The 15,533-nt window shown below is 58.4% G+C and carries 9 protein-coding genes; 6 read left to right on the top strand and 3 right to left on the bottom strand.

The window, feature by feature from the left end; translation table 11 throughout:
- Positions 1 to 12 precede the first annotated feature (12 nt).
- A complete protein-coding gene (locus VO84_RS12030) occupies positions 13 to 861 on the top strand; it encodes a ferredoxin--NADP reductase (RefSeq protein WP_231737898.1) in 849 nt (282 codons plus the stop codon).
- Positions 862 to 991: 130 nt separating this feature from the next.
- On the opposite strand, the gene VO84_RS12025 is transcribed toward VO84_RS12030, so the two are convergent.
- The 3 genes from VO84_RS12025 to VO84_RS12015 all read right to left on the bottom strand — a co-directional run bounded on the left by VO84_RS12025 (position 992) and on the right by VO84_RS12015 (position 4,995).
- Positions 992 to 2,614 (bottom strand): DUF5597 domain-containing protein, encoded by a 1,623-nt coding sequence (locus VO84_RS12025; protein ID WP_157439854.1) that lies wholly within the window; start codon positions 2,612 to 2,614, stop codon positions 992 to 994.
- Positions 2,615 to 2,760: 146 nt separating this feature from the next.
- Positions 2,761 to 3,753, bottom strand: coding sequence for an MBL fold metallo-hydrolase (locus VO84_RS12020; RefSeq protein WP_231737897.1), 993 nt, complete (start codon positions 3,751 to 3,753; stop codon positions 2,761 to 2,763).
- A 63-nt stretch (positions 3,754 to 3,816) separates the two neighbouring features.
- The gene (locus VO84_RS12015) at positions 3,817 to 4,995 is read right to left on the bottom strand and encodes a diflavin oxidoreductase (protein ID WP_058187840.1); all 1,179 of its coding nucleotides are present in this window, start codon (positions 4,993 to 4,995) and stop codon (positions 3,817 to 3,819) included.
- A gap of 161 nt (positions 4,996 to 5,156) precedes the next feature.
- On the opposite strand from VO84_RS12015, the gene VO84_RS12010 reads away from it, so the two are divergent.
- The 5 genes from VO84_RS12010 to VO84_RS11990 all read left to right on the top strand — a co-directional run bounded on the left by VO84_RS12010 (position 5,157) and on the right by VO84_RS11990 (position 15,459).
- Entirely contained in the window at positions 5,157 to 6,374 is a 1,218-nt protein-coding gene (locus tag VO84_RS12010; RefSeq protein WP_058187839.1) for a glycoside hydrolase family 5 protein, read from the top strand.
- 90 nt (positions 6,375 to 6,464) lie between these two features.
- Positions 6,465 to 8,093, top strand: coding sequence for a serine hydrolase domain-containing protein (locus VO84_RS12005; protein WP_058187838.1), 1,629 nt, complete (start codon positions 6,465 to 6,467; stop codon positions 8,091 to 8,093).
- A gap of 222 nt (positions 8,094 to 8,315) precedes the next feature.
- Positions 8,316 to 8,666, top strand: coding sequence for a PadR family transcriptional regulator (locus VO84_RS12000; protein ID WP_058187837.1), 351 nt, complete (start codon positions 8,316 to 8,318; stop codon positions 8,664 to 8,666).
- A gap of 6 nt (positions 8,667 to 8,672) precedes the next feature.
- Complete coding sequence (locus VO84_RS11995) at positions 8,673 to 11,375, top strand: ABC transporter permease (RefSeq protein ID WP_058187836.1); 2,703 nt, start codon at positions 8,673 to 8,675, stop codon at positions 11,373 to 11,375.
- Positions 11,376 to 11,745: 370 nt separating this feature from the next.
- Positions 11,746 to 15,459, top strand: a complete 3,714-nt coding sequence (locus tag VO84_RS11990; RefSeq protein WP_082662070.1) for a TonB-dependent receptor — start codon at positions 11,746 to 11,748, stop codon at positions 15,457 to 15,459.
- The last annotated feature ends 74 nt before the right edge of the window (positions 15,460 to 15,533 follow it).

Here is a 15,533-nt window from a genome sequence, read left to right as displayed (position 1 = left end):
CTAGTCTTGTAAATGAGCACAGACTTGGAACGAACCCTATATACCGCACGGCTCGAACGCAAAGAGTGCATCTCGGAATCCGCCCAGTGCTATCACTTTGAATTTGTAGTCGATAACGTGGTGGATTTCCCCTTTACGGCAGGCCAGTTCGTCTCGCTCGTTGCCACCGATCCCAGTGGCAAGGAACAGACCCGCGCCTACTCCATCGCCTCCGCCCACAACAGCGGCCGATCCGGTAATGTGCGCTCTGGGAACATACTGGACCTATGTGCCAATCGCACAGAGGGCGGCTTCTTTTCGAACTTCCTCGCGGACATACCCATTGGTTCCATCATCGACATGCACGGCCCATACGGCTATTTTGTGCTCAAGCAGCCCGTTACCGATTCCATATTGATCTCCACTGGCACCGGCATCGCGCCCATTCGCGGCTTCACACAGTGGCTCTTCCCTGAGAACGGCCCTGATGCGGGACAGGATCGCAGCGAAGGCAAGGAAATCTGGTGCGTCTACGGCACCCGCCATGAGTCCGAGCTTTACTACCGCGAGGAATTAGAAGCTCTGGCTGCCAAACACCCCAATTTTCATTACATTCCCACGCTCAGCCGCGCCGGAGAAGAATGGAGCGGCCTACGCGGCCACGTCCAGGAGCACGTCGCCAGAATCATCGAAGAACGTGCCGCCAAACTCGGCATCGCGCTGCCCCTCGCTCCCGTTGATCCCGCAATCCGGCCCAATGACCTCAAGTTCGACATCAACGCCTACGTTTGCGGCCTCAGCAACATGATCACTTCCGTGCGCGAGAAACTCGCAAGCTACGGCTGGCATAGAAAGCAAATTGTCGCTGAGCGCTACGACTGAGCGCTGTGCACACGGCAGAGTACGCTTGGTGCGCTATTCAAGCTTGCGCCTGATGGACAGCTAATACCGATCAGCTGATTTGAGGTTGAATCGACCACAAATGAGCACGTTGACCTGCATGCATCGGTGCTCAATATGTCGCTAAAGTGACGCGTAGTACCTCGTGGGCCGAAGTGAAATTGAGGCCGTAGTCGGTCTGATCGCCATTCCAGATCCGTTCAAACTTCCAAACGCCGTGTTCGTAATAACCCTGCTCTACGCGGACAAACTGCCGTTGCTTGCCGGTTTCGGCAGGCCGGAAATCAACGCGCGCATGGATGGCTGAGACCAGGAATTCGTTTGGGCCGAGTTTGCCGACGAGCGCCCCTCCGTCAGGCTGAGGATTTCCCTGGGGCTCACGGCCCATTCCAAATTGTGGCATTCCGTATGAAACAATCGCCTGCCACGAACCGAAGTCAAGCGTCTGGCGATGCTCGGCGGGATTTTCAGAGACAGCCTGCAGCTTGCCGTCGAAATTCAACGCGGCCAACTCGCGATCCATCTTCTCCGCCAGCTCATAATTCAATGCGAACGGGGCCAGCGCCTCTTGATTAAGCTCCGTCGCACCGATCGGTTCGTTGCGGGTTCGGGTGAAATCCATGCCAAAGGGAGAAAAACCGAAGGCGCCGTGGCCCAGCGCGGCAAAGAAATAACGCGCGTATGGCCGCTGATTGCCGGTCTCCGGAATGAACAGGGGATTATCAGGTCGGCTGTAGTGATCGAGATAATACATGTAGTCGTCGTAAGCAGGGTCGTAGATGTCCGGAGCGAGCAGATCGAGCGCCGGAGCGGCGATCTTCCAGATGTCGAGCACATTATCGGTAGGGCCGCCACTCTCATATGTGCCGGGCCGCGCGTGACCGACCGGCCTCAGCGCAGCATTCGTATACATGGGGAGTGGATCAAGCGCTTTGCCGGCTGCAGTCACCTGCCCGACAAAATGCGCGACATACCATGCGTGAAAAGCCACGTCGGCTTCATCGCCAAAAACCTCTTGCCAGGTGCCCGGCTGCTTATGCAGGCCCGCAAGCAGTTCTGCTGGAACAGAGCCCGCGAACAGCTTCTGTGCCGTCGGCGAAAAATCGCGCACGCAGCCCCAAGTGCCGGATTCATTCTCTACCTGGACCATGAGCACCGTGTGCTGCGGATCGTCGGCCTTCAGGTGCCGCATAAATGCGCTGAATGCAGTGCGGTCGGCCTCCAGCGTAGCGGGAAACAGAGGCGAAAGTGAGTCCATGACTTTGCCATCCGAGCAGATCACGCGTGGATACTTTGCGTTGTCGAGCTTCACCCACTCTGGCGTGTAATGCGCGCTGCCGTTCTTCCAGGTGCCGAACCAGAGCAGAACGAGATGCACCTTATGCTGGCGCGCCTGGGCGAGCAGGGTGAGCAATAAGGAATCATCAAAGCGGCCCTGTGCAGGCTCAAACTGCTCCCAATAGATGGGCATTTCCACGGTGTTCGCATGGAGATCGTCAATGGCCGGCCAGACTTGCTGTAGCATCGCGGGCCACGCACTGGAGTTATGGATCTGCGCACCCAGCATCAGATATGGCGCGCCGTCTACCAGGAGTGCGTAATGACCATTGCGCTTCTCAATGCGCGGTATGGGAGAACTTGCTGGACGCGATTGCGTTTGCGAGGGTGAAAAACCTGGACCAATAAGCGCTGCGCACAGCACGATGAACGAAGGCAGAAAAGCTCTATGAGTCAAATACAAATCTCCTGTCCCGGCGAAAGGAGATTATAGCTGGAAGCTCCGAACCCCCGGCCTGCCAATCTCAAATCTGCGATACGACTGACCTGGCCATTTAGGCAGAGCGCCATTACTGTAATGTGCAACTTTCTATACACATTGCTTTAGCGCCACCATTCGGATCGCAGCTCTTCGCCTTTAACGACCTCGGTAGGGACGCCGGGAGCCGGAGACCAGAGCTTCAGCTCCGCAACGCCCCAAATCCTCTCAATCGGCTGTGTCCAGTAATGCAGAGCGAGATCGAATAATCCCCAATGAATCGGCATGAGCAAACCATGACCACCCAATGCTTGAAAGCTGCGAACCGCGCCGTCCGGACCCATGTGAATATCCGCCCATAATGGATCGGAAGCGCCAATTTCCAGCATGGTTAAGTCGAACGGGCCGAACTGCATTCCGATCTCGCGAAAGCCGGACCACTCTCCGGAATCCGCTCCGTAATAAACGCGATGTTGCGGGCCAACGATGGCGAATGACGCCCACAGCGTCTCGAAGCGGTTCAAGAGGCTCCGGCCTGAAAAGTGTCGCGTCGGCAACGCCGTTATCTGCAACCCACCCACGCCCACGCTGTCCATCCAGTTCAACTCCCGGCAATGTTCCGCCGGTACTCCAAGCTTCTCGAGGATCGCGCCAACGCCGAGCGGCGTGATCCATTGCGCTTCTCTAAATGCGGGTCGGCTTGCCATTGCGCGCACAGATTCTGCGCCCAGGTGATCGTAGTGATCGTGCGATATCAACACCGCATCGATGTCCGGAATCTCATCCAATCCCAGCGGTGCAGGAAAGAACCGCTTAGGTCCGCTCCATGTTGTTGGGGATGCTCGCTCGTCCCAAACCGGATCGATCAATATACGCACACCGTCAATCTCTAGAATCGATGTGGAGTGCCCCATCCATGTGACCCGCAGCCCCGAATGCGGCCTCGTTGAATAGACCTCAGCATCTGTGCGAAATGGGCCAAGCGGGCTTTGTGGCGAACGAGCCTTTGTACCAAAAAAGAATTTCGGCCCTATCTTGAATATGGTGGAGAAGCCGCCAACCTTCGTCGGCACAGGATTGAGGTATTGACGGCCGCGACGCCGTGCAGGTTCGAGCATACTCATCTGATGATCCGCATTCAGCAACGATCCAACATATGGGGGATCGCAGCCGGCGAATGCTCAGTACACGTCCCTTAGATAGCGCTTCTGCTTCCTCATGTCCGCCACAAATGCCGCCGCATATTCCGGTCCCTTGCCGCTATGCTGAGCAATGGCTTCCAGAACAGCCGCTTCCACATCCGGAGCCATCCGCTTGGAATCGCCACAGACATAAAAGTATGCGCCGCGCTCCAGCCACTCCCATAGCAGTGCGGACTGCTCGCGAATCCGATCCTGCACATAGATCTTCTTCTGCTGATCGCGCGAGAATGCGGTGTCCAGGCGCTGCATCACGCCGTTTTCCAGCCACGCGTACATTTCTTCCCGATACAGAAAATCCTGCTGCTCACGCTGCTCGCCAAAGAAGAGCCACATCGGCCAGCGTCCGAGCCCAGCCTGCTTATGTTCCAGGAACGCCCGGAATGGCGCGAGTCCCGTGCCCGGCCCCACCATAATCACCGGCGCATCCGGATTTTCTGGCAAACGGAATAGCTGATTGGAATGAATGAAGGTAGGTAGCGCCGCTCCAAGGGGCGAGCGTTCGCCGAGCTGTCCTGAACAGACTCCAAGCCTCTCTCGCCCATAACTCTCGTAGCGCACAATGCGCACCGACATGTGTACAGTCGCCGGATGAAGCGCCTGACTGGACGAGATCGAATACAGTCTTGGAGCCAGCCGGGGGAGAATTTTGAAAAGCTGCTGAGGATCCTCCAACTTCGCCGGAAATTGCTCCAGCAAATCGCGGAACTCCCGCCCCCAGAGATAACTTTCCAATTGGACTTTGTTTTCCGGCAATACAAGTGCCGCCAGCTCTACGTTGTCCGCCAGTTTCGACCAGGCTTTGACGGTGGAGTGGGACATCTTGCCGAGCACCAGCCAGGATGTCAGCGCCTCGCGAAGCTGAAGCGCTCCGCCATAAAAATCCTTCACAGCCTCGTCGCCTCTGAAATTCAGAAGCTGCAGCACTTCCTGCACCATGTCAGAACGGTTCTCGGGAAGGACACCTAACGAGTCTCCCGGAGTGTATTGAATGCCGGATCCTTCCAGCGACACCTCAATATGCCGGGTCTCTTTCTCTGAGGCTGGACCAGTCAGCAGGCGGTTCATCAGAACAGCGGCAGTATATGGATTCTTGCGGGAGTAAATAGAAGAGTGCTCTGCGCCACGGGCTTCCGTGGCCTGGTTCGCCTCGAGTTGCATCCGTTTTTTGTTCTCCTTTGGGCGGACCGGCAGGCACCATGCGCGCCTTCACCGGGATGCTGACCCAAGCGTGCGGATCATCTATCACAGCTATCAGAAGTGTACCCCTACAGTCTCTGATTGCGCTCACCCACCCTGCCCGACCGTATACTCAATCCGCGATGCGGATGCGATGGTTAAGTGTTCTGAGTTTGGCGGCAGTGTGCGCTTGCACAGTGCTGCACGGACAAACGGGATTTGTGCATGCCAAGGGCACTGAACTGGTAGACGGGGCAGGCAAACCTTTGATGCTGCGTGGAACCAACCTCGGCAACTGGCTTGAGCCGGAAGGCTACATGTTCCATTTCGAGGACGGTGCGCAAAGCCCAAGCGAAATCCTCCAACTGAGCCAGGAACTCATCGGTCCATCCAAGGCCGACACCTTCTGGAAGACGTGGCGCGAAAACTACATCACAGAAGCGGATATCGACCGCATCGCGGCAATGGGCTTCAACTCCGTGCGCGTGCCCATGCACTGGAAGTTCTTTGACGGCGATGGAGCCGAAGGATTCCGTCTCGTGGACCATCTCGTCCAGTGGGCAAAGAAGGATCACATCTACGTCATCCTCGATCTGCACTGCGCTCCCGGCGGCCAGACAGGCACCAATATCGATGACAGTGATGGCTACCCATGGCTCTACCTCGACGCCGCCGCGCAGAAAAAGACCATCGAGATCTGGCAGGGGATCGCCAGGCATTACAGTGCTGAGCCAACCGTCCTTGGCTATGACCTTCTCAATGAGCCCATACCGCATTTTCCCGCACTGCAGCGATACAACAGCGATCTTGAGCCGCTCTACAAGCGAATTGGCTCCGCCGTGCGCGCAGTAGACAAGCATCACGTACTCATTCTGGGCGGCGCACAGTGGGATACGAACTTCAAGGTATTCGGCAAACCGTGGGATGCGAACGTCATGTACACCTTCCACAAGTACTGGACAAAGACGACGGACGCGGACGTCATCCGCGAGTATCTCGATTTTCGCGACAAGTGGCAGGTGCCCATCTGGCTTGGCGAATCAGGCGAGAACAACGACGCATGGATTTCCGCATTTGTAAAAACGCTTGAAGAGAACCACGTGGGCTGGTGCTTCTGGCCGTACAAAAAGATGGACGTTCCATCGAGCGTTGTGACCTTCGATCGCCCGGCGGGATGGGACGCCATCATTGCGCTCAGCAAGATGCCAGGCGGAACAGGAAATGCCGAAAAACGCATCGCCACGCGGCCATCACCTGAAGATGCGCAGAAAGCGTTTGATGATCTTCTGAAGAAGATTACCTTCAGCGGTGAACGAGTCAATCCTGGATACGTCACAGCGCTGGGCAGGAAAGCGCCATAGCGCAAATGCATCGCGCGTAAGAAAATCTCTTTCCCCTTGCAGTCCAAGGGGAACCTATGCGACACTCCCCTAGCAACCAAAGGGGAGACAATGCCTAAACTTCAGCTCGAACGCCTTCGCGACACACTGAAAGCCCTCGCCTGGGGTACGCAGCACAGTTATGGCATTGCTGCGAGCATGCACCGACGAGGGAGTAGCAGGCTGGCTTGGCTTCCGGTACTTATATTTCTGACCCTGTTCAGCTCACGCTATGGGTTTGGGCAGCAGGCAGCACTCGATGAGGATTTCCGTATCCTGGTAGAGAACTGGCAGTTCAATGGCGGCGTGCTTATTACTCAGAGTGGCAAAGTTGTTTACGAAAAGTCCTTTGGATATGCTGATTTTTCAGACCACCGGCTGAACACTCCAGATGTTCAGTTTCCGATTGCTTCCATATCCAAGCTCCTGACCGCTACGGGCATTCTTCAACTCGCTCAAGCTGGAAAACTACATATAGACGATCCGGTTACCGACTATCTGCCGACGTTTCCGTACCGGGAGATCAAGCTGCGGCATCTACTCTCTCACAAGTCTGGTCTTCCGTCGTACAACACCTATTTCGATCCCCTTTGGCATGCTTCGCAGGAACGCGTGTTTACGAATGCAGACTTTCTTTCGGTCGTCAGTGCAAGTCACATCCCGTTACTTTATGCTCCGGGCGACAAGGAAAATTACGACAACATCAATTACATCGTGCTCGCCCTGGTATTAGAGAAAGTAAGTGGTGAGCCTTATCCGGACTACATTGAGAAACACATACTGCGGCCTGCAGACATGCATGATACGAAGTTCATTCCATTGCCGCTGCAGTACAACGAGTTTGATTCAAAGACATTTGCATACCCGCACATCTACGCACACCCTTACTCCGATACCCCGGTGCGGGCCAATACGGTTCCTTATATCCGCCAGTACTGGCACAGTTATGCATTTTCGGGCTTTGGCGACTATGTGAGCACAATGCGAGACCTGCTAAAGTTCGACACAGCGTTCAGGCGCGGGTTGCTTCTTGGCAAGCTGATGCAGGAGCTTGCCTACACGCCGATCGTTCCCCGGTTAGAACCGAAGAAGACGGATGTTTTCGGGCTGGGATGGGAAATTGAGCCGGATTCGGTATTGGGCCATGTGGTGTATCACAGTGGCGGGGCTACCGGCCTAAGTTGTGTGCTGTTGCGAAACCTCACTCGCGACCAGACTGTGATTGTTTTTGACAATACCCATTCGAACGCGCATGAAATCGCTAGCCGTGCGCTGAAGATTCTCAATGGGCAAGCCGTAGCGGCACCGCGTAAGAGCGCCGCCCGGCTGTATGTACAGACTCTCCTGAAGGATGGCCCGGACGCTGCGCATCAATTGCTCCCAACGTTGCGCAATGAAGCAGGCACGGTTGAGCTGTCAGAAGACGAGATGAATTCGATGGCCTATGAGCTGATGGGGGCGAACAACTACTATCATCTGCCCGAAGACATTCATCTGGATGCTGCTATCGATGTGCTGCACACCAATACCGTGCTTTTCCCACAAAGCTGGAACGTATGGGACAGTTACGGGGAAGCTCTGCGGAAGGGTAACCATATCCCGGAATCGCTGGACGCCTACCGGCGGTCGTTGGCGCTTAAGCCGGACAGTGAGGGCGCGAAAAAGGCTATCACGGAGATGCAAGAAACATCGAAGCCATAACGCATGGTGTGACGTGCCCACCTACCGCAGCAGGACACGCGTGGCAGACCAGAACTATTCTTGCCGTTTCCGCGCTTCTTTCCATCTTCGTAATGGGCGCATCCGCCGCCCTCGCAGCCATGCGGATGATCGTAACCCATAGAAAAAATAAATGAGTTTTAACTTCCCCTTGCATTCCTAGGGGAATCATGCGACACTCCCCTAGTAACCAAAGGGGAGCCAATGCAAAAAACCAAACTCGAACTCCTTCGCGGAACCCTCGACGTACTCATCCTCAAAGCCCTCTTCTGGGGTCCGCAGCACGGCTACGCTGTCACATCCTTCATCCGCCAGCACAGTGGGGATGTCCTGCTCGTCGAAGAAGGCACTCTCTATCCGGCCCTCTGGCGGCTGGAGAGTAAAGAATTTCTCGTCTCGGAATGGGGCTTGTCGGAAAACAACCGCAAGGCCAAGTTTTATCGCCTCACGCCGGCGGGCAAAAAGCAGCTCAATGAGGAGCGCGCCGCCTGGGAGGCGTATGCTGAAGCCGTCTCTCGTGTGCTGGGCGCCACTCAGCTCGCGTTTACGGAGTAGTAAGCCATAAACAAACTGCCCATTTGGCGGCGCTACGACCGCTTCTTCGGTCACGATTCCGCAGCAGATGTTCGCGATGAGCTCGACTTTCACATCGAGTCCAAAATCGCCGATCTCATTGCCGACGGAATGAGTCCCGAAGCAGCGCGCCATGAAGCATACCGCCAATTTGGCCGGGTTCAGGAAATCGAAGAAATCGGCGTACACATGGGAGACAAAATGGAACGCAAAAAGCACCTCGTGGATTACTGGAATGACCTCGGCCAGGACATTCGTTACACTCTCCGCACTCTCCGTCGCGACGCGGGCTTCACCACCGTCGCTGTGCTCATTCTCGCCCTCGCCATCGGCGCAAACATCGCCGTCTTCTCGGTGGTAAACACGCTGCTCCTGCGTCCGCTGCCATTTCCCAACGCGCATCAGCTTGTCTGGATCGCCCCGCCCCCCACCAAGTGCGGCCAGTCCTGCGCTACCTACTCTTCAGACGGCTATGAAGAGTTCCGCGACATGAGCCGCTCCTATCAGGACATCACCGGCTACTTCGCCTTCTCCGGCCCTGACAATCTGAGTCTCAAAATCGGCCAGAGCGATCCCATTCCCGCCACCGGCATCGACGTCATCACCAACTTCTTCCAGGTTCTCGGCGTGCAGCCGCAGATGGGCCGCCTCTTCACGCCCGCCGACTCTCGAAACGGCGCGGCGCCAGTCATTCTTCTTTCGAATGGATGGTGGAAACACCAGTTCAATGGCGACCCCAACATCGTGGGTAAAGCCATCGACATCAGCGGCACTCAGACCACCGTCATCGGCGTACTGCCTGCCAGCTTCGACTTCGGCGCGGTCTTCCAGCCCGGCTCGCGGTACGACGCCTTCACGCCGCTCAACCTCGACCAGGACCGCAACTACGGCAACATCGTCACATTGCTCGGCCGCATGAAGCCCGGCGTCACCGTGGAACAGGCAAAGGCGGAAGCCGCCATCGTCGCGCCCAGGCTCTACTTCCGCAAATCAATACCCAACACGCTTGGACAATACACAGGTTCGCTCGTTCCCGTCCCACTCAAGGACTACGTCAGCGGCAAGCTCCGGCGTTCGCTCATCGTCCTCTGGTCGGCAGTCGGAGCCATCCTCCTCATCGCCTGCGTCAATCTCTCCAACCTTCTGCTCGCTCGCGCCTCCGCCCGCTCCAAGGAGTTCGCCATGCGCGGCGCTCTCGGCGCAAGCCGCGCGCGTATTATCCGTCAGCTCCTCACAGAAAGCCTCATGCTCTCCGCCGCTGGAGCCGTACTCGGTCTCGTGCTCGCAGGCACGCTGCTCTTCTGGCTTTCGCATCAGGGCTCCGTCGCTTTGCCGCTGCTCGCCACGCTGCACATTGACATGAGCTCCCTCCTCTGGACCGTCCTGATCGCCATCGTCACAGCTGCCTGCTTCGGTCTTCTCCCCGGTATTCGCATGGCAGGCGTCAATCTGCAGGAAGCTATCAAGGATTCCGGCACTGGAACCGGCCAGAGCCGCAAACACGAGCGTGTTCGTTCCATCCTCGTCGTTACAGAGGTAGCACTTGCCTGCATGTTGTTAGTTGGCGCAGGCCTTCTGCTCCGCAGCTTCCTCAAAGTCGTCAATCTCGACCTCGGCTTTGAGTCAGCGCACTCCGCCGCCGTCAACGTCGATTACGACGACAACGTTCCCAACGACAGAACAGGTGCATTGAGCGCCGCGAAGCGCGGCGTCATCTTTCAGCAGATCATCTCTCGCGTCACCGCCATTCCCGGCATTGAGGCTGCCGGAACCTCCGACTACCTGCCGCTCGGCCGTAACCGCGCATGGGGAGTGCCAACTCCGCAGGGCCGCAACCCCGACGACTTTCGCGGTGCAGACAGTCCGCTCGTCTACGTGGTCTCTCCCGGCTACGTCCGCGCCATGGGCATGAGAGTGCACGGCCGTGACTTTACATGGGACGACGGTCCTGCAGGCGAAGGCGTCGTGCTCATCAGTGCCGGCATGGCCCGCTACCTCTGGCCCAATGAAGACGCGGTGGGGAAAATCCTCATCAACGCCGGTCAATTCGATCATGCACGCGTCGTTGGTGTCGTGGGTGACGTCCACGCCGACAACGTGGAAGCCCCCACCGGTTGGCAGATCTACTACCCCATGATGCAGACCGGTCCCAACGGGGCACAGTTGGTCCTGCGCACCACGCTGCCGCCAGCAGCTCTCGCAACCAGCGTCATGCACGTCCTCAAAGACCTCAACCCTAAGCAGACTAATGCCGAGTTTCTGCCCATCCAGACGCTTATCGATCACGCCAACTCGCCGCGCCGTTTCTTCATGCTGCTCGTCGTATCCTTCGCCACGCTCGGCCTGATTCTCGCCGCGCTCGGTATCTACGGCGTCATCTCCTACTCCGTTACACGACAGACGCAGGAGATCGGCATTCGCATGGCTCTTGGCTCCAGCGCCGGTCGCGTCCAGCGCAAGGTTCTCGTCGGCACACTCCGCCTTGCGCTCGTCGGCATTGTCCTTGGCACGGCGGCCTCGCTCGGCGCAGCTCGTCTCATCGCCGCGCTGCTCTTTGACGTCTCCCCATGGGACACAGCCACATTTATCGCCATGGCGCTCACCCTCATCGCCGTCGCCGTTCTCTCCGGCTATCTACCCGCGCGCCGCGCCTCCCGCATCAACCCGATGGTCGCCCTGCGCAACAGCTAAATTCCTCACATCGTCGCCAATTCCGGGTGCCCCAGGTCCGTGTTTTCGGACCTGGGACAGCACTTCCGCACGTTCTCTCGCTATCAAACTACGAACTCCCTCCTAAAAGCTGTCTTTCTCCCCGCCATCGAAATTCTTTATCTTTATGCGTTCACCATACCCCGCCTGACAGCCTCCCATTAAGCCAATTCCCTGAAGATCACTTGCTTGGCCCTTCGCTGACCGAACGATTACAGCACTCATAACTTCGCGCCAACTCCTCGCAATTCTCGCTCGCGGAGAGCGCACCGCTATCTCAGAAACCATGCCGCTCACCGCGCAAGCGGGCGCAGCGGAGTCGCATTTTGTATCACTTTCGGAGGCAATCTATATGAGGCATTACCGCACGCTCCTGTTATTCCTCTGCGCCGTCGCCGCGCCCATGGCGGTCGTCGCCCAGACCGCCGTCACCGCCCTGCACGGCACCATCACCGATCCCTCAGGCGCGGTGATCTCCAAGGCAAAGCTCTCCATCGTCAACCCCGACACCGGCTTCAAGTCAGAGCACATCACCGGCGATCGCGGGGAGTACGCCTTCGAGCAGATCACGCCCGGAACCTACACCGTGCAGGCCGATGCTCCCGGTTTCGCTCCGCAGAAACAAATCGTCGAGCTGCTCGTCAACCAGCCCCGTACCATCGATTTCAAGCTCGGCGTCGCCTCTTCCGGCGCGGAAACCGTCGAAGTCGTCGATACTCTCTCAGCCCTCAACACCAACGACGCCACCATCGGCACCCCCTTCGACACCAAGCAGATTCAGTCGCTTCCCTTTGAAGGCAATAACGTCCTTGATCTGCTCAGCCTTCAGGCCGGCGTCCTCTTCCTCGGCGACAAAACCACCCAGCAGCAGGATTCAGACTCCCGCTCCGGCGCAGTCGACGGCGCGCGCTCCGACCAGAGCAACGTAACCCTCGACGGCCTCGACGATAACGACCAGAACAAGGGCTATGCCTTCTCCGGCGTCCTCCGCTCCACCCGCGACTCCGTAGAAGAATTCCGCGTCGTCACCACCAACGCCAACGCTGACTCCGGCCGCTCCTCCGGCGCACAGGTCGCCCTCGTCACCCGCGGCGGCACTAACAAATTCCACGGCAGCGCCTACGAGTACTACCGCCCCACCAACACCGTCGCCAATGACTGGTTCAACAAGCAGGCCGAGCTCTCCAGCGGCCTGCCCAACATCCCCGGCAAGCTTCTTCGCAACACCTTCGGAGGCTCATTCGGCGCGCCCATCCTCAAAGACAAGCTCTTCGGCTTCGTCGCCTACGAGGGCCAGCATACCGCTGAAAGCGCGCAGCAGACCCGCGGTGTTCCCACAGACAGCCTTCGCTCCGGCAACGTCATCTACAGCAGCTCCGGAGGTTCGGTCACCCTCACGCCGACGGATATCGCAAGCATGGATCCACTCTGCTCGTCGCTTGGCTCCTGTCCACTCGGTCCCGGCGTTGATCCCGCCGCGATGAGCTACTACGCGCAGCTTCCGGCCCCCAACGGCGTCCAGACCGGCGACGGCATCAACCTCGCCTCCTATACCTTCGCCTCGCCCAATCCCATCAACCTCAACACCCTCATCGCCAAGCTCGACTACACCCCCGGCGACCGCCATCATCTCTTCGCCCGCGGTAACTTTCAGGAAGATCACACCTCCGGGCCCATCCAGTTCCCCGGTGCGCCGCCTAACTACAGCATCGTAGACAACTCAAAGGGCCTGGCCGCCGGAGATACCTGGACTCTCTCGCCATCTCTGGTCAACAACTTCCGCTACGGCTTTGTACGCCAGGGCTACGCCAACCGCGGCAGCACAACCAGCCCTTATGTCAGCTTCCAGGGCATTGATACCCTCGTCGGCACCGGATACACCTCCTCCATCGTTTCCGTTCCCACGCACAACTTTGCCGACGATCTCACCTGGGTCAAAGGCAACCACACCCTGCAGTTCGGCGCCAATTACCGCCTCATCCTTAACAACCGCTCCGCTGATGCCACCCTCTTCAACCACGCCGAGGTCACCTACGAGCTGCTCGGCTACGGCGCCATCGCCGGCACCGGCTCCAGCCTTGACCCGGACGCCTTCGGCTTTCCCACCGTCACCTCCAACTCCTCCTACAACATCGCCATCGCGGCCGCCACTGGCATGATCACCTCCGCCACGCAGTACTACAACAACAGCCTCACGAACGGCCAGCTTGACCCGCTTCCTCCGGGGCAGTGGGTAAACCGCCATTTCCTCACCAATGAGGCCGAGTACTACGGCCAGGACAGTTGGAAGCTCCGCCCCAATCTCACCTTCACCTTCGGCCTGCGCCACACGCTCCTGCAGGTGCCCTATGAGCGGAACGGCCAGGAAGTCGTTCCCACCGTCAACATGGGCCAGTGGCTCAACAACCGCTGGAAAGGCGCCACCGCGGGCCAGGTCGTGCAGCCCGAGTTTGGCTTTACCGCAGGCGGGCGCGCCAACAACAAGCCCGGTTTCTGGAACATGGACAAGGCCGACCTCGCTCCCCGCTTCGCCGTCGCCTGGCAGCCCTCTACCAGGATGAACATCCGTGCCGGCTTCGGAGTGTATTACGATCACTTCGGCCAGGGCATCGTCGATTCCTTCGATCAATCCGGCGAATTCGGCATCGCCACCTCAAACCAGGCTCCCGTTGGCGCAGCCGACGCTGACACCGCTCCCCGCTTCGGCTCGGAAACCGCCGTTCCCACCAGCATTGTCCCGCCCATTGACTCCACCAGCCTCCTACCGGGGGACAATCTCGCCCTTGCCTGGGGAGTCGATCAGAGTCTCAAGAGCCCTTACTCCTACGCCTTCAACCTCGGCTACCAGCTCCAGCTCCATAAGGGCCTCATGGTCGAATCCACCTACACCGGCCGCCTCGGACGTCATCTTCTCCAGATGCGCGACATAGCCACCCCCACCAACCTCACCGACCCCGTCAGCGGAACCGATTACTTCACCGCCGAGAGGCAGATCGACCAGCTCAACGACGCCTCTACCCCTATCGCCAATGTCAAGCCCATCCCTTATTGGGAGAATATGTTCCCCTGGATGGCGGGCACCGGCATGACCGCAACCCAGGCCGTCTATCAGACTTACTTCGGCAACAGTCCTGGCCCCTACGCAGGCTTCCGCGGTAATGAGTCCTCGGCCCTCTTCGTCCTCGATCTCGACACACCCTGCACTAACCCCAGCCCGGGCGGCCTCTGCACCCGTTACTTCGATCCGCAGTACTCCTCCCTCTACACCTGGTCCTCCATGGGCACCAGCAGCTACAACGGCTTGCAGTTCGCCCTCCACCAGCAGGCGATACATGGCCTTCAGTTCGACGCCTATTACACTCTCTCCAAATCCATTGACCTCGGTTCCGACGCTGAGCGCAGCGGTCCCTCCGCCACCAGCTTCGGCGGTTACTCCAGCCAGATCATCAATGTCTACAATCCCAAAGGCAACCGCGGTGTCTCCGACTACGACGTCCGCCACGCGGTCTCCGTCAACGTCATGGATGAGTTGCCTTTCGGTCGCAACCGTCTCATTGGCAGCCAGGTCAACAAGTTCACGGACTTCTTCATCGGCGGCTGGAATTTGAGCGGTCTCACCCACTGGACCAGCGGCCTGCCCTTCAGCTCCATCGACGGCCTCGGCTGGAACACCGACTGGGCCGATCAGAGCTGGAACGTCAGCACGGCTGCCATAGCCTCCGGCGGCCATAAATATGACGCCCTCGGACAACCCAACGCCTTCAAGAACCAGCCACAGGCCATCGCCGACGTCCGCCCGCCCTACGCTTCGGAGAGCGGCCAGCGCAACGCCTATCGCGGCGACGGCTACTTCTCCATCGACACCGGCATCTCCAAAACCTTCTCCATCACCGAGCGCCATACCATCAAATTCGCCGCCGAAGCCTTCAACGTCACCAACTCTGTCCGCTTCGACCCCGCCAGCGTCTCCAACGACCCGTACTTTGGCCCCGCAACCTACGGCCAATACACCGCCCTGCTCACCCAGGGGCGCAGACTGCAACTCTCCCTGCGCTACAGCTTCTAACTTTTAAAAACCGATCCCCCCTGTCTGCGCCGTTGCTTCCGCAGCCAGGGGTGGAATCCTCACATCGATCGCGA

Source organism: Occallatibacter gabretensis (assembly GCF_001449115.1).
Lineage (GTDB): Bacteria > Acidobacteriota > Terriglobia > Terriglobales > Acidobacteriaceae > Telmatobacter > Telmatobacter gabretensis.
This window is presented reverse-complemented; position numbering and strand designations above follow the sequence as displayed.

Bases quoted from the DNA above. Each gene is read 5' to 3' on its own strand.
- VO84_RS12030 (WP_231737898.1), top strand. From the start codon at position 13: ATGAGCACAGACTTGGAACGAACCCTATATACCGCACGGCTCGAACGC.
- VO84_RS12010 (WP_058187839.1), top strand. From the start codon at position 5,157: ATGCGGATGCGATGGTTAAGTGTTCTGAGTTTGGCGGCAGTGTGCGCT.
- VO84_RS12005 (WP_058187838.1), top strand. From the start codon at position 6,465: ATGCCTAAACTTCAGCTCGAACGCCTTCGCGACACACTGAAAGCCCTC.
- VO84_RS12015 (WP_058187840.1), bottom strand. From the start codon at position 4,995: ATGCAACTCGAGGCGAACCAGGCCACGGAAGCCCGTGGCGCAGAGCAC.
- VO84_RS12020 (WP_231737897.1), bottom strand. From the start codon at position 3,753: ATGCTCGAACCTGCACGGCGTCGCGGCCGTCAATACCTCAATCCTGTG.
- VO84_RS12000 (WP_058187837.1), top strand. From the start codon at position 8,316: ATGCAAAAAACCAAACTCGAACTCCTTCGCGGAACCCTCGACGTACTC.
- VO84_RS11990 (WP_082662070.1), top strand. From the start codon at position 11,746: ATGAGGCATTACCGCACGCTCCTGTTATTCCTCTGCGCCGTCGCCGCG.